The sequence below is a fragment of the Algoriphagus winogradskyi genome (assembly GCF_900182815.1).
Lineage (GTDB): Bacteria > Bacteroidota > Bacteroidia > Cytophagales > Cyclobacteriaceae > Algoriphagus > Algoriphagus winogradskyi.
Map to the genome: position 1 here is coordinate 183755 of NZ_FXUA01000008.1, position 22062 is coordinate 205816.

At 34.9% G+C, this 22062-nt stretch carries 19 protein-coding genes; 18 read left to right on the forward strand and 1 reads right to left on the reverse strand.

Annotated elements, in window-relative coordinates:
• Positions 1–520: 520 nt before the first annotated feature.
• Entirely contained in the window at positions 521–1123 is a 603-nt protein-coding gene (locus QOL76_RS18330; protein ID WP_283414414.1) for a hypothetical protein, read from the forward strand.
• A 267-nt stretch (positions 1124–1390) separates the two neighbouring features.
• Here QOL76_RS18330 and QOL76_RS18335 read toward each other — a convergent pair whose 3' ends face one another.
• Positions 1391–2104 (reverse strand): LytR/AlgR family response regulator transcription factor, encoded by a 714-nt coding sequence (locus tag QOL76_RS18335; RefSeq protein ID WP_283414415.1) that lies wholly within the window; start codon positions 2102–2104, stop codon positions 1391–1393.
• Between the two features lie 742 nt (positions 2105–2846).
• On the opposite strand from QOL76_RS18335, the gene QOL76_RS18340 reads away from it, so the two are divergent.
• The 17 genes from QOL76_RS18340 (at position 2847) to QOL76_RS18420 (ending at position 22036) form a co-directional block, all read left to right on the forward strand.
• A complete protein-coding gene (locus QOL76_RS18340; RefSeq protein WP_283414416.1) occupies positions 2847–4052 on the forward strand; it encodes an OmpA family protein in 1206 nt (401 codons plus the stop codon).
• 137 nt (positions 4053–4189) lie between these two features.
• Positions 4190–4603, forward strand: a complete 414-nt coding sequence (locus QOL76_RS18345) for a response regulator (protein WP_283414417.1) — start codon at positions 4190–4192, stop codon at positions 4601–4603.
• Between the two features lie 315 nt (positions 4604–4918).
• Positions 4919–5476 carry a hypothetical protein gene (locus tag QOL76_RS18350; RefSeq protein WP_283414418.1) on the forward strand — a complete coding sequence of 186 codons (558 nt, stop codon included), beginning with the start codon at positions 4919–4921 and terminating at the stop codon, positions 5474–5476.
• Between the two features lie 462 nt (positions 5477–5938).
• Positions 5939–6715, forward strand: coding sequence for a polysaccharide biosynthesis/export family protein (locus QOL76_RS18355; RefSeq protein WP_283414419.1), 777 nt, complete (start codon positions 5939–5941; stop codon positions 6713–6715).
• Between the two features lie 6 nt (positions 6716–6721).
• A complete protein-coding gene (locus QOL76_RS18360) occupies positions 6722–9169 on the forward strand; it encodes a GumC family protein (RefSeq protein WP_283414420.1) in 2448 nt (815 codons plus the stop codon).
• Positions 9170–9409: 240 nt separating this feature from the next.
• Positions 9410–10021, forward strand: a complete 612-nt coding sequence (locus QOL76_RS18365; protein WP_283414421.1) for a hypothetical protein — start codon at positions 9410–9412, stop codon at positions 10019–10021.
• Positions 10022–10728: 707 nt separating this feature from the next.
• Positions 10729–12045, forward strand: coding sequence for a UDP-glucose dehydrogenase family protein (locus QOL76_RS18370; protein ID WP_283414422.1), 1317 nt, complete (start codon positions 10729–10731; stop codon positions 12043–12045).
• Between the two features lie 37 nt (positions 12046–12082).
• A complete protein-coding gene (locus QOL76_RS18375; RefSeq protein WP_283414423.1) occupies positions 12083–13078 on the forward strand; it encodes a mannose-1-phosphate guanylyltransferase in 996 nt (331 codons plus the stop codon).
• A 34-nt stretch (positions 13079–13112) separates the two neighbouring features.
• Positions 13113–13484: a four helix bundle protein gene (locus QOL76_RS18380; protein WP_283414424.1), complete on the forward strand. Its 372-nt coding sequence runs from the start codon at positions 13113–13115 to the stop codon at positions 13482–13484.
• A 55-nt stretch (positions 13485–13539) separates the two neighbouring features.
• Positions 13540–14526 (forward strand): GDP-L-fucose synthase family protein, encoded by a 987-nt coding sequence (locus tag QOL76_RS18385; RefSeq protein ID WP_283414425.1) that lies wholly within the window; start codon positions 13540–13542, stop codon positions 14524–14526.
• A 78-nt stretch (positions 14527–14604) separates the two neighbouring features.
• Positions 14605–15801, forward strand: a complete 1197-nt coding sequence (gene gmd, locus QOL76_RS18390) for a GDP-mannose 4,6-dehydratase (RefSeq protein ID WP_283414426.1) — start codon at positions 14605–14607, stop codon at positions 15799–15801.
• Positions 15802–15825: 24 nt separating this feature from the next.
• Complete coding sequence (locus QOL76_RS18395) at positions 15826–16836, forward strand: NAD-dependent epimerase/dehydratase family protein (RefSeq protein ID WP_283414427.1); 1011 nt, start codon at positions 15826–15828, stop codon at positions 16834–16836.
• The gene (locus QOL76_RS18400; RefSeq protein WP_377918609.1) at positions 16836–16958 is read left to right on the forward strand and encodes a hypothetical protein; all 123 of its coding nucleotides are present in this window, start codon (positions 16836–16838) and stop codon (positions 16956–16958) included. The genes QOL76_RS18395 and QOL76_RS18400 overlap by 1 nt, the downstream gene beginning before the upstream one ends.
• Before the next feature lie 98 nt (positions 16959–17056).
• Positions 17057–17590, forward strand: coding sequence for an acyltransferase (locus QOL76_RS18405; protein ID WP_283414428.1), 534 nt, complete (start codon positions 17057–17059; stop codon positions 17588–17590).
• A gap of 172 nt (positions 17591–17762) precedes the next feature.
• On the forward strand, positions 17763–18299 hold the full coding sequence (locus QOL76_RS18410; protein ID WP_283414429.1) for a serine O-acetyltransferase: 537 nt from the start codon (positions 17763–17765) through the stop codon (positions 18297–18299).
• Between the two features lie 59 nt (positions 18300–18358).
• Positions 18359–19888 carry an MATE family efflux transporter gene (locus tag QOL76_RS18415; RefSeq protein ID WP_283414430.1) on the forward strand — a complete coding sequence of 510 codons (1530 nt, stop codon included), beginning with the start codon at positions 18359–18361 and terminating at the stop codon, positions 19886–19888.
• Between the two features lie 1218 nt (positions 19889–21106).
• Complete coding sequence (locus QOL76_RS18420) at positions 21107–22036, forward strand: acyltransferase family protein (protein ID WP_283414431.1); 930 nt, start codon at positions 21107–21109, stop codon at positions 22034–22036.
• The last annotated feature ends 26 nt before the right edge of the window (positions 22037–22062 follow it).

Here is a 22062-nt window from a genome sequence, read left to right on the forward strand (position 1 = left end):
CCGTTAGTTTTGGTTTTTGGGGATTAGGGGAAAATTCGGCGTATGCCGCATTTTCCCCTAATCCCTTTAATAACCTCAAATCCGGTGGCCGGGCTAAGTCGAGGCCATTGTGACCTACTGGCAAAGAAGCGTATAATCAGAATAAAAAATGCCATTTTTTTTAAACCCAAACTACACCATTTGTTGCTAGGTAGATTTTTTCTTCTTAGGAAAATCCTATTCCGACCCATAAGCGCTCATTTCATTTACAATCTACTTCAAAAACTAAAAATCTCTCCATTAGCGCTATTGTAGCTAATAAAAATGTATTTCTTTTGAGACTAAGTGCTTTTGGAGCTAATAGTACTCTACATTGCTTTATTCGAAGTTTTCTTAGCACAATGCTTTTTAAGGTGATGTTCAGTCAAAAAGTTGTAAGACCTACTACTAAGAGGCTCAAATGCTAATAGTTAAAGTTTGGTTTTTTGACTTGGTAGATTTGAGATTGTGTTTTTTCAAGAAAGTTAAGATGTAAAAATTTATGATTAATTACTTCAGAAAGGTATTTACGGGCTATAAGCGGGTGGAAAAAGTTGTAGAGGGAATGGACACTACCTTTTTTTATATGGGACAATTAGTTAGGTTCAGTCCTATTACGATGATAAAGGAACTTAGATTTAAGCAAGTAACAGAAAAATTTACTCAGGTTTCTTCCAAACTTTCTATTACAGAGATTTTAGATCGTATCGGGCCAAATTCAGGGTTGGCGAATGCCAAGATAAAAGTTCATATAAAGGAAGATAACACCTTACTTAAAGTGCATAGACATGTTACTAAAATTGGAAATTTCAATACCAGCTATTATGAATTTTATATTGAGGATGAGCTCGTGGCAGTCTTCTTAAGAAAATATGATTATGGTAGAAGTTTTGCTTCTACAATCAGTAAAATTCATCCAGAAATTGTAATAACCTCAGTAAAGTCCGGGGAAAAATATCTTTTCAACCATCAAGAGGAAGGGAATCAAGTGATTGCTGAATTTTTTGGACATACCCAAATCTGGGTAATTGTCAAGGGGATTAAATTGAATAAGCTTATAGACAATTGGGGGCTGAATTACTCCCAAAAAAAGGAACTGGCTTAATACTATAATCTGAGTTGAGTATACCGGAAGTTTCCATCTTACTTACTATGAAGGTGAAGATAAACGTTAACCAAAAAACATATGGCCTTTCTATTTGGATTGAGGAGTATCATTTTTTTAATGAAATGAATCTGAAGAATTACCTATCACAAAATAGTTAAACCGCTTTGGACCTATCTATTGAGATACTCCAGCTCACTTTATAGGTATTGCGATGGCTAGTTGAGCAAAAAAGTTGTGCCGCTGTCGAGCTTGCGGAAAACTATTCTAATGAGACCTTTCTTTGAAATCTATAACTTTAGCTTTCAATTCCTGAAAAAAGCCTCTTCTAAGAGGGATGGTTTGCTTTTCCACGATAAGTTCCTTGGAATTTATCGAGTGTACAAAAGATAAATTTACAATATAAGATTTGTGAACTCGTATGAAGCGCTCTTCTGGTAAGTGGCTCATCACATCTTTCAGTATATCACGCATAGTAAACTGCTTTTCTTTGGTGTACACTTTTGTGTAAAGCCCATCTGCCTTTAGAAACATAATCTCATCTTCCAATAAGGATATGATATGTCCTCTGTCGCGGATTTGTAAAGTACGTTTTTTTGGAGAAGATGATTTATGCTCAAATGCCCTGAATGCAAGGTATAGACTAGACCGTAACCTTTCCTCAGAAAATGGTTTAAGAATATATCCTTCGTTTGGAACATTGGCTACTCTTTCTAGAAAGTTCAAATCTGAATAGGCTGTGATAAACACTGTTGGAATATCCTTTGACTTCCTGATTTGCCTGGTTAAGTCAATTCCATCCACGTTGCCATCTAATAAGATATCCATCAGGATCAAATCAGGAGAATTTTCTTTTAGGTAATCTATTACTTCGGTGGCATTTTTTAATATATGGGCGGTCTCATATTCCAAATGACTAAGAAGATCTTGGATGTTTTCTGCTAACTCATCCTCATTTTCTACAATTAGAATTTTTTTCATTAATCTGCTTTTTATTCCTCATTCGAAGGTAAAAGGAATAATTTAAACGGGACAAATCTTTGGTAGTTAAATTAAAAAAAATATGTCTTGCTAATACGAATTAATATTTTCAATAATTCTCTTAAAGATGTTTATTATTAATGTTTTATTGAATATGTTTTTCCTGATTGTTCTTTTTGTTTACAAAATTATTCCTTTTGTTGTATTTGGTTGGATTATTAGTTGTTTATTTGTATTTAATTAATGTTAGTAAATCCTCATATTTCAATTGTTGTTATACTTTTTAAATAGGGTGAATTTCAGGATCACCACACAATTATCAAGCTTTTCTTTTAGTTACTTTTCTTTTTGTTTACAAAATTTTGCATATAACATATAATTCGTTCAATACTCTAAATTTCAGTTTTAAGTCTACGTTTAAATGGTGTTATTACATACGGATTTAAAGGGAAATTCATGTCATTAATAGATATATAAGGCGTTCTTTTGTTTTTCGAACTAAATTCTAACTTAATGTTTTCAAAGCAGGGTTAATTTTTGGTTAATCCAGTCTTAGATTCTGGCTTTTAGTTTTTATTGAAATAAATGTACTCGCTGTCCAGGTAGCCAAATCTTTCAGGTTATCCTTTGCAATCATTATATGAAGAGATTATATTCTTTCCTTATTTTAATAGGTCTCATTAACGCTAATTTGCTTATTGAGATACCCCAAGCTCTGGGCAGTAGAATAGAAAAAGTCTATATGCCTAGCAAAAAAGATTCCCTCAGTAATTTGGGAGCTAAATTTGTCTTTGATCCCACTTTTCATCAGAGAGCCAAGCCGGTTGATGATAGCAGAATTTCTTCTTCTAAAAAGAATATAGCAGATACTAGGGTGTTAAACTCCCGGTCTAAGCAATCAAATTCAATGGTCCTGCTAGTTAAGGACAGGGGTACTGGAAAGCCTATTGACAATACCTTAGTTGTTTTAAAATTATATGAGACCGATACTTATACTGAATACAAAACAGATGATTTGGGTGAAATCAGTATTCCTCTCACATTTTCTGATTCCTTGGTGCATATTTCAATAGCAGCTTCGGGATATGTAAGCATCCCGGAGTGTACCATTCCGGTCTGGGATACTGCTCACTTAGAAGTCATCTTACAGCCTTTGCAACTAAATGAAAATTTAGTTTTGGCTAGGCTCGGGGCCGCTGAGAATGGAAAAACCTTAACAGAATCTGATTACCGCTCACTTGACAACCTAATCCAACTTCTTCATCTAAATCCTGATGTTCGGGTTGATTTAAAAAATCATGCTGATTCTAAGCATGGACACTATTATAATCAACGTATCTCTGAAAAAAGAGCCAAACTAATTGTTTCCTATCTAATCAATAAGGGATTAGACCCTAATAGAATCTATTCCGTTTCATATGGCGACTCCTATCCTTTAGTACCATGCACGCTGAATTGCACAAAAAAGCAATTCACCGAAAATAGTAGGACGGAGGTTGTGTTTTTTAAAGGAGAATTTCACTATCAACCATATAAATATCCAGATTTTGATATCGAGATGCAGGCTGTAGTACATACTGGGTCTAAGGTGACATTGCTGGAAACCAAGTCTACCATCTCTTCCGTGGATTCATTAGATAATTCTGTGATCCCCTCGTTGAAAGATTCCTTACATTTGACAAAGTCTTCAATTGGGGATACAGAAGTATCTCCGTTTTATTATCTGGTTACGAATGGTTTTTCGGATTTGGAAGCTGCTTATGCATGGGCAAATTACCTTAGAGGTAATTTCACCCAAGAGGTATTTGTGCTCCCACCCTCATCTAAGCAAAATAAATTTTTGGTAGCTTTGGATAGATATGTACAGCTGGAGCAAGCGTTGACTGAAATAAAGGATTATAGTGATTCTGCTCCTCATTTGAATATTTGGCTTTATTATCTAGAATAGGTGTTTGCTGATCATTTCTATTAATCTTTTTAGAATTAGTTAGTTATATTATTGGCATGTTATCAATGCCTTAAGATTTAAAATTGTAATTGTTTTGCCCCTTGGGCGTTAATATTTTTCTATTGATTTTAACTAATATGGAGTTTAAATTGTCCGAAATCCTAATCATTGATGACGATGACGCTATTAAGTTTGTGGAAAGCAAAATTTTAAGAAAAATGAGGTTTCTTAAGCCAATTCGCTTCTTAAAAAATGGAAAGGAGGGATTAGACTTTCTTAGATCACGCCCATTGGATCCATCCAGCTCATTCCCACGTCTTATCTTGTTGGATCTTCATATGCCTGTTTTGGATGGCTGGGGGTTTTTGGCTGAGTTCGATAAATTAAGTGATGAAATAAAATCTTCGTATGATGTTATAATAAGGACTAGTTCCATTGACCCGGAAGATAGAAATAGAGCTATAAATTCACCTAGAATTAAGGATTTTATTGTTAAGCCCCTAGAATATGATTTGCTTTTAGAGATATTTGTCAAGCATGGATTTGTTTAATTTACGCTACTTAAATTATTTGTTAGTTGGCTTGTATTATATTGAGCTATATTTTGACATGAAATTTAGACAACTCAGTTTTTGAATGAACTTTCCAATAGCATTGTCTAATTATCTATCTTTATTATCAGTTTTACATATTTCATGTTGGGTGAATCCTTCGAGGCTGCTATTTGATATAAGCCTCTGCGTTTTTAATTGCTCTCTCCGCTTGATTAATTAATTTCAGAAATCAGATCTTTTATATATATAGCAATTCATTTACAATCTAATGCATTTATTCGGTTCTTGTTAACTAATTCATAATATTTAGTCATGGAAAATAATGTATTCGTACGCCCTTTTTCTGCTGTGGAAAACATAGAAGGTATAGACGTGGAATTTATCCATGCTGGCGAAGTATGTAGATTTAGCCCCTTCTTAGTGGTGGAGGATTTTATTACCTCTTTTTATAGTCTGAGAATTAAGGAACGTTTATTAAAGCCATTTCCCCTTGATGTTATTCCCAGGTTTAAGGATTATTTCTTTACTTCAAATGCCAAAATCCAGTGCATTGCCAGCTTCTCCCAGAGAGAAATAAAATATGATTCACATATGTTTACTGGGCAGACGGTATTCACTCCATTCGAACAGGTGAATTACCTAAGAGATGGAAATCTTCTTTTCGAACATTTTAAGTTTAGTAATGATGTGCTGCCTTATGAAAGGTGTGTACAACATTTGGCTTATCTCTCTGAGCTCCGTCTTCCACGTTCCCAAGAGAGAATTCTGGTGCAGAACCATATGGGAGAGACCTGCCTTATAGAGAATGGTGATACAATTCAGATTTGGCTAATAAAAAATTGGCAGGCTATTATGGATATTATTTACTAAACTTCGACTAATGCTCAATCGTCGTTCTTTAAACGCTATTAATTCCCTGAACTATGTGATGGGAATTTCTTATTTACTGCTAAATAATAGTGGCTGTAAAATCTTGAATAGTATAATTTATTTGCATATAAATGCACAAATCAATTTTTAAGATCTCAGGATGATGAATTTCTATTTGTATATACAAACAAATAAAAACTGACAATAACCTTTAGCCCTTAATCCTTAATCCTTAAACACCTAGCAACCTTTGAATTTTCTATTTAAATAATCCATAACGTTACCATAGGGTTTTACTAGACTCCCTGTTCTAACAGTTTTTAGGAGCATTGTATTCGTATTGCTCTAGTACTAAGGTGACCCACCCCACATTAAACCCATAGCCCGATGTACTATTCTTAACTTTTGATTGGCTATGCCAGATACTTTATGATGAATATTAGTAAATGCCTTTTGTATTTTATGCTGTCTTTTCTTGTCTTTGGCTGCATCTCGAATGAGAAAATCATTTATCTGCAGAATTTGGAGGATAATAATCCAATATCAGACGATGAACTTATCACTTATAAAATCCCAGAATATAAACTCCAGTACAACGATATCATAGATGTGAATATCCAGACCGTGGAAGATATGACGCAGTTTGGCTTTAATAATATGCCTCCTCAGATGAACGCCCAAATGGGAAATGTTTCGGCACAAAGCGGGGGTGATATCTATTATATGACTGGATATTCAGTGGATGAGAAGGGCAATATCCGCCTTCCTATTGTAGGAGAAATCTATGTTCGTGATAAATCCCTGGAAGAAGCTAGAATGGATATTGAGAAGAAACTACGGGAGTATGTTAAATCCGAGCTATATGTCAAAGTTAAATTAGGAGGGGTGCGGTATTCTGCTTTAGGAGAATTTAGGAAACCAGGCAAGTACGTAGTACTTCAGGACCGGATGACCATCTTTGAGGCTATTGCCAATGCAGGGGATCTTACCACTGTAGCTAAGAGGAGTGAGGTATTGCTGATTAGACAATACCCAGAGGGAACACGACTTCATCGGATCGATTTACTGGATAGGCAGATTGTTGCCTCTCCCTTTTATTTCATACAGCCCAATGACCAATTGTATGTAGAGCCTATGAAGGTAAGGGAGTCAGGAACCGGAGAGAATACTGCCCAGACTTTGGCTTTGTTATTTTCTGGAATTTCTGCTGTTGCGCTTATTCTCAATTTAATCAATTAATTCCGCATGTATTCCCATATCCCGTCCAATCCTTCCATCGCGCAGAATGATTTTACTTTGCAGAAAGATGGTGAATTAGATCTCAAGGTGCTTCTTTTTAACTACCTGCAGTACTGGCCTGTTATACTCTTGTTTATCCTGGGAGGATTTTCCTCCGCTTTTCTATTCAACCGGTATTCTACTAATATTTACAAAGTAGAATCCAGTATTTTAGTGAAAGATGAAGAACCTACACTTGGAATGGATCTTTTTGAATCTTCCGGCCTGGGGATGCTGCAAGGCAAAAGCAACATCGAGAACGAAATTGGAATTCTCAAATCCTTTTCCCTAGCAGAAGCAGCCATCTCAGGTATGAATCTAAATGTGCAGTATTTCATAGAAGATTTTTTTTCCACATCTCAAATCTATGGCAGTCTCCCCGTAATGGTGTCAGTGGACTGGAACAAACTTCAGTTGGTTGGTGGAAGATTTAGACTTGAGGTGATTGATAGGGATTCCTTTGAGCTGACAGTGCAGAATGATGATTTTATGATCCACAATCCCGCAGATTCTTATTATAAAGTCAAGCGTGAGCAACCTGCTTTATTAGAAAGAGAGAAATATTCTTTCGGTGAGGAGATAGCAGGGGATGGCTTCTCTTTTGTAGTCAATCAGATATCAGCTTTACCTGGTGATGTACTTCTCTTTAATTTCGTAGATACTCCTACATTAGCTCTCAGATATCGGGAGGAACTCTCAGTATCACCCCTCAATAAAGAGGCTTCCATTCTTTCGCTAAGTTTGGAGACACCGGTGAGAAGGCTGGGAGAGGAATACATCAACAAACTGATGGAGATGTACCTTGCCAAGGAACTGAAGGAAAAGAATAAGGCCTCTGAAAATACAGTTAAATTTATTAATGGACAGCTTTCCGGTATATCGGATTCTCTTAGGTTTTCTGAAAACAGACTTCAGGAATACAGAACCAAAAATAAAATCTTTAATCTTTCGGAAGAGGGGTCTGTCATTTTTCAAAGAATACAAGAACTGGAAGTAGAAAGGGGATTGACGGAGATTAAGTTAAACTACTACGAGGTTTTGCGGGACTACCTAAATACTAACCAGACAGGGGATATGGTTGCTCCTGCTGTGATGGGAGTCACTGATCCCTTACTCAATTCACTGGTTCAGGCGTATAGTGAGCTTCAGGCTGATCAAAATACACTTTCCTCTAATTTTACAGATAAAAGTCCCGCAGTTAGGGAGAATTCCACTAAGATCCAGAATATAAAAAAACAGCTACAGGAAAATGTAAATTCTGCCGTAATCAATACACAAAACCTTATCAAAGACCTGGATGATCAGGTTCGGATGTTGGATATCGACGTAAATTCCCTTCCCGAAACCGAGCGTAATCTACTGGGAATACAGCGGCAGTTCTCCATCAATGAAAATATCTATGTGTATCTACTGGAAAAAAAGGCAGAAGCAGAAATCACAAAAGCTTCCAATATGCCCAAAAACAACGTACTGGACTTTGCAAAAGCGGGGCAATTACCGGTGGCACCCAAGAAGTCGCTGAATTTGCTCATTGGGATGATACTTGGCTTTATTATTCCTATAGGATTTATCACTGTCAAGGATTTTCTCAATACTAAAATTGATGATCCAAAAGAATTGGAAAAAGACATCAAAGTACCCCTTATTGGTATGATTGGGCGTAGTGTATCCGAAGATAAGATTCCTGTTTTAAATAACCCCCGTTCTTCTGTTACAGAATCATTTAGATCCATGAGAGCAGATATGTCTTATCTGAGTCCGGTCAGAAACAACCTGGCCATTCTTCTTACATCCTCTATTTCTGGAGAAGGCAAAACTTTCGTTTCTATCAACCTAGCCTCAGTTTACGCGCTTATGGGAAAGCGTACGCTCTTGATTGGCCTTGACCTTCGTAAACCAAAGATTGCTGAGGATTTTGGTTTAGAAAATGACAAAGGAATGAGTACTTGCTTAAGTTCTGATATTCCCTGGCAGGAGGTGGTGAAACCTACTGGCCACAAAGACATGGATGTAATCCTCTCTGGGCCTATTCCACCCAATCCCGCAGAATTACTTCTTCAGGGTAAATTTGCCCAGATTATTAAGGAAGTCAAGCAGGTCTATGATGTAGTGATTTTTGACTGTCCTCCTGTTGGATTGGTTTCAGAAACAAAAGAGCTGTTTCCTTATGCGGATATAAGCTTCTTTGTTTTCCGACAAGGATATTCCATGAAAGCCAATTCCCAGATCCTAAATAACCTGGTGGAAAAAGGAGGGGTATCCAAAATTTATGCTATTCTTAATGATGTACACATAGACAAGGGTTATGGCTATGGTTATGGTTACGGATATGGTTACGGCTATGGCAATAATTCCTATGGATACCACGAAGAAGTACAATTGCCATGGTGGAAAAGAGCTTTGAGAAGGAAATGACTTTTTAACCATTAACCATTAACCATTAACCCTTGCTCCCCTCTCTTCCTTTTATTTACAATTCTCTACAAAATCGAGATAGAATGGGATTTACAAAGTACTCCCTCTCACTTATATCACTAATTTCATTTCATAGTAGAAAAGTGGATAAGCCCAGCAGAACCCAATAATTTAGTCAATGCAGAAACCTCTTTTGCATATTCTTTTAAATTTAAACCATTGTTTGGCTATAATTTGACCATGGACATTTTGAACTATCTGAGTAAGTTGGCAACAGGTTACCATTCCAGATCCCTAATAATTTCAGGAATAAATGTAAAGTTTAAATTTTACGGAAAGCCTGTGCCCTTTGATCCTATTGCCATGCTCCGTGAGCTCCAATTCTTATCTCAGTCCCTAGGCTGTTTAAATTTAGATATGGATAAGGATTATCTGGATTTTGCTCACTATGAACTGGATATAGATCAGCATTTACCGGCTTTGGTAATAGCTTCCTTTCAGCTAGATGGGTTAAGGTATAAAGTAATCCGTTCTGTCAAGCGGGTCGAAAATCCTCGATGCAGCAGGTATATTTTCTATTGTGCTGACCAAATGATGGCGGTTTACCAACGCACCTACGATTATGGCCAATCTTTTGATAAGCTCTCAGCAAAATTTCTCAGGAATTTCGAAGCTACGGCTCCAAGCAATCAGCGCCTGATTAAAGTTATGTCTGATGGACAGTGGGGCCTCTTGGAGGGAATGGTAAACTCTCAATTGTGGTTAATAGTAGCGCCTAATCATATGAGTGATATATTACAGAAAATCATACTAGCTAAAAATACTTCCAGTGCACAAAAGCCGATTCACTAGCTTTAGTCAGACTCTCATGCAAATTCCTAATCCAGAAAACAAGCGTCTTTTTTGTTCGATTGCAGAGGTTTGTCACTTGTTAAAATATGTTGAACCTAATAATTCTAGTATGAACTAATCAACTAAAGACCAATAGCTGACTCTGCAGCAATAGACCCTGTTCGTCGTAGAGTATAGTCAACTTTGGTAATCCCTGCCTGCTATCAGGCGGGGGAATTTGTCTGCCGATTAGCATCAGCAGGACAGAATGAAAAAATAAATTCCTATTACAGACATCAAACTTATAATTAGGAAATACATAATTTCTCACATCTCAGAAATGCTTACAATCAGAAAATCCAAGTATGAGACTATAAAATTTAATTAGAAAATAAGGGTAAAAAATGAGTACAAAAATTACTCACTTTCTTATCTTTACAGCATGAAACGGGTGAACAAGCCTCATAAGCAATACATAGGCACTTTTTATGCCTTTCTACCCAAAAAACCTGGTTTTGATCCGTTTCAGTTTTTCACCAAGCAGCTAGTACCAGCTAAGTCCATCTGCAATCTTATAAGTTAAGACATATTATCCAGTGTAATAGGTAGCTACCTATTTTCAGGGAAGAATATTACCTTGCTTTTTTGATTACAGAATGTGACTGAAGGGGCGAAGCTGAGTTCAGACAGTATCTAAACCTTTTTTAAATCTAACATATTAATCGACAATGAAAATTGCAGTAGTAGGAACAGGATATGTAGGCCTTGTATCGGGCGCATGTTTTGCTGACGTAGGAATCGAAGTAACTTGTGTTGACATCGATCAAAAGAAAATTGATAACCTCAAAAAAGGCATTATGCCTATTTATGAGCCAGGCCTGGAAGAGGTTGTAGTCAGAAATTTCAAAAGCGGAAGACTTAAATTCAGCACGGATTTGGGCGAAGCTATTCAGGGAGCCTCAGTCGCTTTTATAGCTGTAGGTACACCTCCGGGAGAGGATGGATCTGCGGATTTGAAATACGTATTGGCTGTGGCCGATGAGATTGGTACTAAAATGAGTGATTACATTGTAGTGGCTACCAAAAGCACTGTTCCGGTAACTACCGGTGAGAAAGTTCGTGCAGCGATTAAAGCAGCGCTAGATAAGAGATCTTCGGATCTTCCTTTTGCAGTAGCTTCCAATCCTGAATTCCTGAAGGAAGGAGCTGCAGTGGAAGACTTTCTGAAGCCGGATAGAATTGTAATTGGAGTGGATGACGAAAGAGCTGAAGAGATTATGAAGCGTCTATACAAGCCATTCCAACTCAGCGGAGAGCGAATTATCTACATGGATATCCCTTCTGCAGAAATGACCAAGTATGCCGCCAACGCCATGCTGGCTACCAAGATCTCATTCATGAATGACGTAGCAAATTTATGTGAATTGGTAGGTGCTGACGCAAACATGGTTAGAAAAGGTATTGGATCTGACCCAAGAATCGGCAATAAGTTCATCTACCCAGGAGTAGGATATGGAGGGTCTTGTTTTCCGAAGGATGTGAAAGCTATCATCAAAACTGCCAAACAATATGGCTATGACCTGAGAGTTCTCCAGGCTGTGGAAGATGTCAATGACGATCAGAAATATGTGCTTTCCAAAAAAGTAAAAGCTCACTTCGGAGAGGATTTATCAGGAATGACCTTTGCGATGTGGGGACTAAGCTTCAAGCCAAATACAGATGATATGCGTGAAGCGCCTGCTGGAGTGATCATCGATGAGTTGAGAGCAGCTGGAGCTAAGGTAAAAGCTTACGATCCTATCGCAATGGAGGAAGCTAAGGAACATTACATCTTTGACAAGGTGACCTATTGCAAGGATGCCTATGAAGCTTTGGTGGATGCTGATGCACTTCTTTTGGTTACTGAATGGTCAGAATTCAGAATTCCAAGTTGGGATGTAGTAGGTAGACTATTGAAGAACAAAGTGATCTTCGACGGCAGAAATATTTACGACAAAAAGTATCTGAAATCCCTTGGTTTTGAATCCTATGCTATAGGAAGTTAAAACCCCTGACAACCGACAACTGATAACCGACAAACCTTTGAAAACCGTTAACGTCATTCTTTCCGGCGGAGTTGGCTCCAGACTATGGCCTCTCTCCCGCAAATCCCAACCTAAGCAGTATTTGCCAATTTTTGAAGGGGATACGCTTTTTCAAAAAACCATAAGCAGAAATTCCCATTTTTGTGATGAGGTAATGGTGGTAGGTAATTGTGATAATTACGAATTGTCAAGAAAGGACCTCGCTTCAGCTGGGATATCTACTTATGTAGAGATTATCGAGGCCTGTCCTAGGAATACAGCAGCCGCTATTGCTTTTGCAGCCTTTGCAGCTCAGCCAGAGGATATTCTGTTTGTTACACCTTCTGATCATCTGATAGAATCTGGAAATAACTACCAGCTGGCAGTAGATAGAGCTATTCAACTGGCCAAAGATGGTTTTATAGTTACCTTTGGGCTGAAGCCAAGTAGGCCGGAGACTGGATTTGGTTATATAGAGGCGGATGGGGAAGAAGTAAAGAGTTTCCGGGAAAAACCAAACTTGGAGACAGCTGAGGGGTTTTTAAAAAGTGGAAACTTTTATTGGAATTCTGGCATGTTTTGTTTCCAAGCAGGAGTGTATCTTGAAGAATTAAAAGCCTTTGAACCTGAAGTCTATACTTCTTCAAAAAAAGCATTTGATGGAGCGACGGAAGGTAAACTAGATTTTGAACTATCCATGAAAATCCCTTCTATTTCAGTGGATTATGCTGTCATGGAAAATACCAAAAAAATCAAAGTTGTTCCCTCAGAATTTGCTTGGTCAGATATGGGCTCCTTTGAATCTATTTATGATCATTTCAAAAAGCAAGGTCATACTGTAGACTCCAAAGGCAATATGGTAATAGGAACGAAGCTTCACACGGAGTTTCTAGGCCTAAAAAACACCTTGTTGATTCAAACAGCAGATGCTATTTTAGTTCTTAAGAAAGATAATGCTCAGGATGTGAAGAAGGTGTTTGAAAGGTTAGAGAAAGAGAAACCGGACTTAGTGTGAAAGGTGAAAGCTCAAAGGAAAAAGTTTTTAAATAATGAGTAATGATTTTGCTTTTAAGGAGTTGAAAGTTTGGCAAAAGTCCATTGAGTTTGCTGACTCAATTTTAGATATTATTGAAAATTTAAATTCATCACAAAAGCATTATAGATTAATAGAGCAAATTGAAGCTAGTTCAGTTTCTATCTCTTCAAATATTGCTGAAGGGAAAGGAAGAGATTCAAAAAAAGAATACATAAGGTTTCTTTACATAGCGCGTGGTTCATTATATGAGACTGTTTCTATTCTCACCTTATTTGAAAAAAGGAATTGGATTGCAAAAGAGGTATTAATCAAACTAGAAAATCTGGGAGTAGAGATTGCTTCAATGTTAAAAGGCTTAATAAATGCAATCGCTAAAACCCTTTAACCTTTCACCTTTGACCTCTCATCTTAGGTTCTTTAAATAATCAAAACAAAGGAAAGTGAACAAAACCACAAAGATATACATCGCTGGCCATCGCGGCATGGTAGGCTCAGCAATATGGAGAGCTTTGGAAGCTAAAGGGTATACACACCTTATTGGCAAAACCTCAAAGGAATTGGATCTTAAAAGTCAACCTGAAGTAGCTGATTTCTTTGAATGCGAAAAACCGGAAGTGGTGATCGATGCTGCAGCACGAGTAGGTGGGATATTAGCTAATAACAACTATCCCTATCAGTTCTTGATGGAAAATATGCAAATTCAAAATAACCTGATTGATTCATCTTTAAAAGCTGATGTAGCAAAGTTTATCTTTTTAGGTTCTTCCTGCATCTACCCTAAATTAGCCCCTCAACCTTTAAAGGAGGAGTATTTATTGACTGGTCCTTTGGAGCCAACTAACGAGTGGTATGCTATTGCTAAAATTACAGGAGTAAAAGCCTGCGAAGCAATCCGAAAGCAATTTGGCAAGGATTACATTTCCCTAATGCCTACCAACTTATATGGAACCCATGATAATTTTGATTTAACTACTTCCCATGTGCTTCCTGCTATGATCAGAAAATTTCATGAGGCGAAACAACCACAATTGTCTATGCTGAGCGAAGTCGAAGCAGATAAGGAGCACTTACCAGTAACACTGTGGGGAAGTGGAACACCTATGCGCGAATTCCTTTTCGTAGAAGACCTAGCAGACGCAGTAGTTTTTGCCTTAGAAAACAAGTTTCAGGATAACCTATATAATGTTGGAACTGGGGTGGATTTGACAATAAAAGAATTGGCAGAGTTGATCCAAAAAACCGTAGGCCATACCGGAGAAATCATCTGGGACTCCAGCAAGCCCGATGGAACGCCTAGGAAATTAATGGATGTCTCCAAAATGACTGATGCAGGCTGGAAGGCCAAGGTAGGATTGGAAGAAGGAATCAAGAGAACCTACGAATGGTTCCTGGAGAATCAGGAGAACTTTAAAGAAGTGAAATTATAGTTAAAAGTTAAGATGTTAAAAGTTAAGACGATATCACTTAACAGTTAACGATTAACAATTAACATTTAACAATACAACATGAAAACAGCACTTATCACCGGCATCACCGGGCAGGACGGCTCTTACTTAGCGGAACTACTTTTAGAAAAAGGGTACATGGTGCATGGAATTAAGCGTAGAGCATCCTCCTTTAATACCCAAAGAATAGATCACCTATATCAAGATCAGCACGAAAAGTCAGTTAACTTTAAATTGCATTACGGTGACTTGACAGATTCCATGAATATCATTCGAATCATCCAAGAGGTACAACCGGATGAGATTTACAACTTGGGAGCCATGTCTCATGTGAAAGTTTCTTTCGATTCCCCAGAGTATGTAGCTAATGTGGATGGGCTAGGCACATTAAGAATATTGGAAGCAGTTCGAATTTTAGGTCTGGAAAAAAAAACAAGGATTTACCAAGCTTCTACATCTGAATTGTATGGAGGTATGCCAGAGAATAAAAATGCTGCTGGATTTTATGACGAGAACTCTCCTTTCTATCCCCGTTCACCTTATGGAGCTGCAAAAATCTATGGGTTCTGGATCACCAAAAACTACCGGGAAGCCTATAATATGTTTGCCTGCAACGGGATATTATTCAATCACGAATCTCCTAGAAGAGGGGAAACTTTTGTAACAAGAAAAATCACCATGGCTACTGCCGCTATAGCAATGGGCTTGCAGGATTGTCTTTACCTAGGTAATATGGAGGCTCTTCGAGATTGGGGACATGCCAAAGACTATGTAAAAGCCATGTGGTTAATTTTACAACAGGAGAAACCAGAAGATTTTGTAATAGCTACAGGCGTAACTACTAAAGTTCGTGATTTCGTAGAGATGTCCTTTGCACATGTAGGCTTCAAAATTCGCTGGAAAGGAGAAGGAGTCAACGAAGTGGGTGTTTTAGAGTCAGTAGATGCAAAAAAATATTTTGAATCAACAGGAAAAGAGTTAATTGTTAATGGTTCAGAGTTAAATGTTAACGGATTAACTCTTAACAATTTAACTATTAACTCGGAAATCATCCGAGTGGATCCCACCTACTTCCGCCCAACCGAAGTCGATCTTCTCCTCGGTGACCCTACCAAATCTAAAACACAATTAGGATGGACACCAGAATACGATTTAGCTGGATTAGTCAATGATATGATGATTTCTGAAGTCAAATTGGTGCAAAAAAATATGCATTTAGTAGAAAGAGGACATGAGGTTTTTAGACATGCAGAGTAAATTTTAAACTATAATTTTTTAAATATGCAAATTTTAGTAACTGGAGCAGCTGGATTTATAGGCTTTCATCTATGTAAGAAACTAATAGATGACGGGCATACTGTAATTGGAGTCGATAATATAAATGATTATTATGACCCTACTCTTAAAATTGGGCGAATAAGCCAGCTTGGAATAGATAGAGAGCTTTCACTGCCTTTTGATATTGAAGAATCTACAAATAGTGATTTCACCTTTATCAGATCCAATATTGAAGAAGATTATTTTTGGGAAAAATTAGCTTTGGATTTTACTATTGATGCAATTATTCATTTGGCGGCTCAAGCAGGAGTAAGGTATAGTTTAGAAAATCCAAAAGCTTATATTAAATCCAATATTGATGGATTTTTAAATGTTTTGGAATTTAGTAGATATCATAAGATTAGTAATTTGATTTACGCATCTAGTTCTTCTGTATATGGAATGGAATCTGAGCAGCCATTCTCTGAACAGGAGTCTTGTAATAAACCAGTAAGTCTATATGCCGCTACGAAGAGGTCAAATGAGTTGATGGCATATACATACCACCATTTATTTGGCATAACTTCAATTGGATTAAGATTTTTTACAGTCTATGGTCCGTGGGGTCGACCTGATATGGCTCCTTTTATTTTTACAAAGGCTGCTTTTGAAGGTACAGAAATTAGAGTATTTAATCAGGGCAATCAAAAAAGAGATTTCACATACATTGATGATATAGTTAATGGAATAGTCCAAATATTTGATCAAAAAGCGAAAATTGAAGGAGCTGAAGTATGTAATATAGGGCAAGGCAAACCATTGGGTCTTGGTGACTTTATTAGTTTAATTGAAGAATGTACCGGCAAAGAATTAGCCAAAAAGTATGTTGAGGCTCAGCCAGGAGATGTTCAAGTGACTTTTGCAAACACAGAAAAATTAGAATCTACTTTTGCTTATCAACCAAAAATTGAATTGAAAAATGGAATAAACGAATTTGTCAAATGGTATATCAACTATTATAAAATAGATAAATAATGAAAATCGCAGTAGTGGGTACTCGCTATATGGGTCTGGTATCAGGCGTATGTTTTGCAGATGTAGGGATCGAAGTTACTTGTGATGATATCGATCGAAAGAAAATGGATAACCTTAAATAGGGCGTTATATCTATTTGTCAAAGATTAACTCTATGAAAGTCTTTGCTAGTAATGATGAGTTTGTATTATATAAAAAATCACTTTAAAATAAATTAGCTTTGAACATCAATTTTGATAAAATTAGACAATATTTCTTAAGGTTATTACCCAATAAGGTTCAGGCAAAATTATTAGGTGTAGAAATGGGTGAAAATAATTTTATCTCTTCAAGATTTTGGAGCTCTGAACCTTATCTAATAAAAATTGGAAATAATTGTCAAATAACAAATGGTGTAAAATTTTTTACACATGGTGGAGCTGGTGCAGTTAGACTAAAACACCCTAAATTTGATTGTTTTGGAAAGATTGAAATTGGTGATTTTGTCTATTTTGGGACCAATTCGTTAATTATGCCTGGTGTAACTATTGGTAATAATGTACTAATAGCAGCAGGAAGTGTAGTCGTTAGTTCGATACCTGAAAATGTTGTTATAGGTGGTAATCCTGCTAGAATTATTTGCTCGATTGAGCAGTATTTGGAAAGGAATTTGACATTTAATCTAAATACAAAGGGGCTATCTGATACCGAAAAGAGGAAGGTAATTCTTTCTAATATTGATAAATTGATAAAAAAGGAAATGTTAATTGCATGATATTATAACTGGTTGATTTATAGATTTTAGTTCTATCATTGGAGAATATTTTTTGAATAAATTGGCCTTTTTAAAATTTATTGAGCAACCTCTTTTTTGAATTTTATTTTTCAAAAGGGAAATCATCTCGTCGTAGATTATTTGAATGTTTTTTTTGCTAAAATGAATAAAGATGATAGGAAATGATCATATAAGGTATATTGGTAAAGATGGGGGTTGGGTTAAAATAGTTAAACTGTTTTTTACTACACCTGGATATAAGTATACGCTAATTATGAGGTTAGGTCAGTCAGAAGTATTAGTATTTAGGTATTTTTTTAGGTTTATACTTCGATTTTTGTCACGATACTATGGGTTTCAAATACCAGCTTCTGCAAAGATAGGGCATGGGCTTTTTTTAGGACATTTTGGCACAATAGTAATTAATAAAGAGGCCTTAATTGGGAAAAATTGCAATATTGCTCAAGGTGTAACTATTGGTCAGTCAAATCGCGGTAAACGAAAAGGAGCACCGAATATAGGCGATGAAGTATGGATTGGTCCTAATTCTGTAGTTGTTGGATCCGTGAATATTGGCAATAATGTTTTAATTGGTCCTAATAGCTTTGTGAATATTGATGTTCCCCCTAATAGTATTGTAATCGGAAATCCGTGTATTGTTACTAGCAATGAGTTGGCTACAGAAGGCTATATTAATAATAAAGTATAGAGATATTATTCTTTTTTATACAAATTCGCTTTAATATTTTAGTATTTTAATCCAATTTGATGTCTTCAAAAACTAAATTAATATTTAAGAATACTATATTTCTGTATTTCAGAACATTCTTTCTTATATTTATTGGTCTTTATACTTCTAGAGTTGTATTGGACCTTCTTGGAGTTGAGGATTTAGGTATTTATAATGTTGTGGCTTCTGTGGTTTTGATGTTAGAATTTGTTTCTTCAAGTTTGACAAATGCATCTCAAAGATACTTTAACATTGGCCTAGGAAAAAATGATTTTGATTTAACAAATAAATATTTTTCCCAGAGTGTTGGAGTTCATTTTTTTATTTCTTTAGTAGTAATAATTTTATTAGAAACTATTGGATTATGGTTACTTGAAAATAAATTAGAAATACCAGAGGATAGAACATTTGCTTCTTTTTGGGTATATCAGATGGCAATTATTTCTGTTATTCTTAAGATAAATCAGGTGAGCTTCCAAAGTCTTATTTTAGCTCGAGAAAACATGTCTTTATATGCTTATCTAAGTGTATTTGAAGGTGTGTCTAAGTTGTTAATTGTTTTTTTACTTGGTTTCTATGACTATGATAGATTGATTTTTTATGCTTTCCTTTTATTATGTGTTGAACTAATAGTTTTTATTTGCCATGTTTTTTATTGTAGGTTAAAGTATTCAGAATCTAATTATAAATTTTATTTTGATAAGTCTTTATTTCGTGAAATGTTAAGCTTTGTAGGCTTAAATATTTTCGGTTCTATTTCTTGGAGCCTTGGTGTTCAAGGAATAAATGTTTTGCTAAATGTTTTTTTTGGGCCTACTATTAATGGAGCGAGGGCGCTAGCATCTACTTTGGGAAGATATATAAATCAGTTTATTAATAATGTTTTTATGGCAATTAAGCCCCAATTAATTAAATCTTATGCTAATGGTGATTCTAAAGTAATGTTGATAATGGCTGAAAAATCCTCAGTTTATATTTTCTATTTAGTTTTGATTTTTGTTTTACCTGTTTTGTTCGATACCAAGTTTGTTTTAGATTTTTGGCTTAAGGAAGTTCCTCCATATACAGTAGGTTTTGCTAAAATTATTTTAACTCAATCTTTTTTTTGGATGTTAGCTATTCCATACAGTTTTATTACAACAGCAACTGGTAAGATAAAGAACATTCAGTTATATGGTAGGTTATTTACATTGTGTTCTTTACCAATTTCTTACTTATTGCTTCAGTATAATCTTAATCCATATATACCCTTAATTGTAGTAGGACTTATGGATATGTTTTATTTGGCATATACTGTGTTTGATGTAAGTAAACAATTAGAGTTTAAAATTGAAAGATATTTTATTAATGTGGTAAAGCCAATTGTATTTGTTACTTTACCTTTGATATTAATTGTGTATCTGTATTTTTCTTATATTTACCACCAGGTTAGCTCTAATTCTACATTGAATTTTCTTTGTCTAGGTTTGTTTTCTGTATTTGTGGGTCTTTCATTTGTGTTTTTGGTTGGACTTCAAAAAGGAGATTATTTTATAATTAAGAGCTATATAAAGTCAAAAATTGCGTGATTGTTAGGTTAATTTATTTACTGCTTTTTTTTCTAGGTGAAAATGTTTCTAATTTATTAGGAATAGAGCTACAGAATATTTTGTACTTTTTTGTAGTTTTTGGTATACTTGCAATTGTCCTTAATTATTCCCTTTTTAATTTGTTTATTAATAGGAAGGATGAATATTATATTATTCTTGTTATTATTGTCTTATTCTCATTCAGATTTTTTAGCGGCATACTTTCTGATTCAGTAAGATCAATCTTAGTTCTTTTTGTTACACCTATATTGTTTTTGTTAGTTCCTCAAAATATTGATGGAGTAAAGACTTATAATTTTAAGAAATTTTTGATGTCTTTGTTATTTTGGTTTTTCGTTATAGAATGTGCTATAGCAGTATTTGAGTTTTTTATTAAAGATCATGTTTTCTTGTGGGTAAATACAACTTTTGATCAAATATCAAACTCCGATGGAGCTTTTAGGAGTAACTCTATTCATGGTGCACCTCTTACAAATGCATTGTTAGTGACTATTGTGAATTCTTTCATAGTCATTTCAAATTTGAAATCAAAATACAAGCTTTTTCTTTGGTCTCTTGGTTTTATTGCTGTTCTTACTTTTAATGCACGTATAGCTATTTTATTGAATTCTTTTATTTTAATATTTTATTTCGGTCGAATTTTTTTTAGTACTAAATACTCTGTAAATAGAAAAATGATTATCTCAATTGGTGTTTTTATTATTAGTCTTATCTTTCTTTACTTAATATCATCCACTAATATAGGAAGTAGGTTGTTTGATAGGGAGTTATTTGACCAATCTAGTGGGGAGCAAAGACTGGCTATATTTGATATTTTTGATTACTATTCTATATATAGTTTTTTTTATGGAATATCAATGATGGAGTTTAATTATATTAAAGATAGTTTTGGTCTCTTAATTATTGAAAATTTTTGGATAAATATATTGGTATTATTTGGTTTAGTGTTTTTGATATCGTTGATATTTTTTTATACTAGATTAGTAAGAAGGTATTTGATCTTCTATTCTTTTAAAGATTCACTTATTATTGTATCTGTATTTTTGATAATTACTTCCATAAATAATTCTTTATTTACTCAATTTTTTCCACTACTCTTATATTTAGTTTGTTTAGATTTATTTAGGCCAATAATCTTTAATCGTATTGTTAATAAACGATGGTTATCTTAACTTTTCTAAATATTATTTTACTGTGATGCGTAATTTAGCATTAGATTATTTTAAGATCTTTTTAAGTGTCTTAGTTGTATGTATTCATCTTCCGTTTTATGTTGATGTGGAATCTGAATTTCTTTATACTGGTTATTGGTTATTCAGTAATGGTTTAGCAAGGATAGCGGTTCCTTTGTTTTTGATTATCAATGGATATTTTATTAATTTCTCATCTAGAAAAGAATTTCGAAACTTCTTCTTTAGAATCCTGGTCTTATATTTCTTTTGGATGGCTATTTATTTTCCTTTTTACTTTGATTCGGTCAGTGAAAATGTTTCTTATTTACTTATTATTATATTGTTTGGCTATCATCATTTGTGGTATCTGCCAGCTTTGCTATTAGGGGCGTCCATGCTCTTTCTATTAAACAAATATTTTTCTCATAAATCTGTCCTTATTATTTCAATTTTATTTTTTTTCACTGGAGTTGTTTTTCAAAGCATGTATAATTTTTATATTCCAACAAGTCGTGTGTTTTTATTTAGAAATTTTCTTTTTTTTGGCTTTCCTTTTATAACTATAGGGCATTTAATTAAAGTTAAATATATTGATTTCAGTTTTTTAGCCAACTGTAAAGCCTTTTTAGTTATTGCTTTAGCTTTTTTACTTCTTTTATTTGAATCTTATTTATCATTGTTGTATGGTTTAGGAAATGATCTTCATTTGGCATTATTTGTTATATGTCCATTTATTTTTACAGTTATCTCTCGTCTTGTTATTATAGGTCAAAGAGGATTTTTATCTGTTTTGCCTAATGGTATATATTTTACTCACGTTTTATTTATTTTGCTTTATGGTGAGTTTTTCCCATTTGCTTCAAATATTCAATTGTTTCCTGTTATTATGATTAGTTCTGTAATTTTTACATATTTTCTCAGTTTAATTAATAAAAGGGTGAAATATATTTTGTAATAATAATGTTACAGCTTATTTATTTT

Excerpts from the sequence above, each read along its gene's own strand:
- QOL76_RS18330 (WP_283414414.1), top strand. The coding sequence starts at position 521 with ATGATTAATTACTTCAGAAAGGTATTTACGGGCTATAAGCGGGTGGAA.
- QOL76_RS18335 (WP_283414415.1), bottom strand. The coding sequence starts at position 2,104 with ATGAAAAAAATTCTAATTGTAGAAAATGAGGATGAGTTAGCAGAAAAC.
- QOL76_RS18340 (WP_283414416.1), top strand. The coding sequence starts at position 2,847 with ATGCCTAGCAAAAAAGATTCCCTCAGTAATTTGGGAGCTAAATTTGTC.
- QOL76_RS18345 (WP_283414417.1), top strand. The coding sequence starts at position 4,190 with ATGGAGTTTAAATTGTCCGAAATCCTAATCATTGATGACGATGACGCT.
- QOL76_RS18350 (WP_283414418.1), top strand. The coding sequence starts at position 4,919 with ATGGAAAATAATGTATTCGTACGCCCTTTTTCTGCTGTGGAAAACATA.
- QOL76_RS18355 (WP_283414419.1), top strand. The coding sequence starts at position 5,939 with ATGCTGTCTTTTCTTGTCTTTGGCTGCATCTCGAATGAGAAAATCATT.
- QOL76_RS18360 (WP_283414420.1), top strand. The coding sequence starts at position 6,722 with ATGTATTCCCATATCCCGTCCAATCCTTCCATCGCGCAGAATGATTTT.
- QOL76_RS18365 (WP_283414421.1), top strand. The coding sequence starts at position 9,410 with ATGGACATTTTGAACTATCTGAGTAAGTTGGCAACAGGTTACCATTCC.
- QOL76_RS18370 (WP_283414422.1), top strand. The coding sequence starts at position 10,729 with ATGAAAATTGCAGTAGTAGGAACAGGATATGTAGGCCTTGTATCGGGC.
- QOL76_RS18380 (WP_283414424.1), top strand. The coding sequence starts at position 13,113 with ATGAGTAATGATTTTGCTTTTAAGGAGTTGAAAGTTTGGCAAAAGTCC.
- gmd (WP_283414426.1), top strand. The coding sequence starts at position 14,605 with ATGAAAACAGCACTTATCACCGGCATCACCGGGCAGGACGGCTCTTAC.
- QOL76_RS18395 (WP_283414427.1), top strand. The coding sequence starts at position 15,826 with ATGCAAATTTTAGTAACTGGAGCAGCTGGATTTATAGGCTTTCATCTA.
- QOL76_RS18400 (WP_377918609.1), top strand. The coding sequence starts at position 16,836 with ATGAAAATCGCAGTAGTGGGTACTCGCTATATGGGTCTGGTATCAGGC.
- QOL76_RS18410 (WP_283414429.1), top strand. The coding sequence starts at position 17,763 with ATGATAGGAAATGATCATATAAGGTATATTGGTAAAGATGGGGGTTGG.
- QOL76_RS18415 (WP_283414430.1), top strand. The coding sequence starts at position 18,359 with ATGTCTTCAAAAACTAAATTAATATTTAAGAATACTATATTTCTGTAT.
- QOL76_RS18420 (WP_283414431.1), top strand. The coding sequence starts at position 21,107 with ATGCGTAATTTAGCATTAGATTATTTTAAGATCTTTTTAAGTGTCTTA.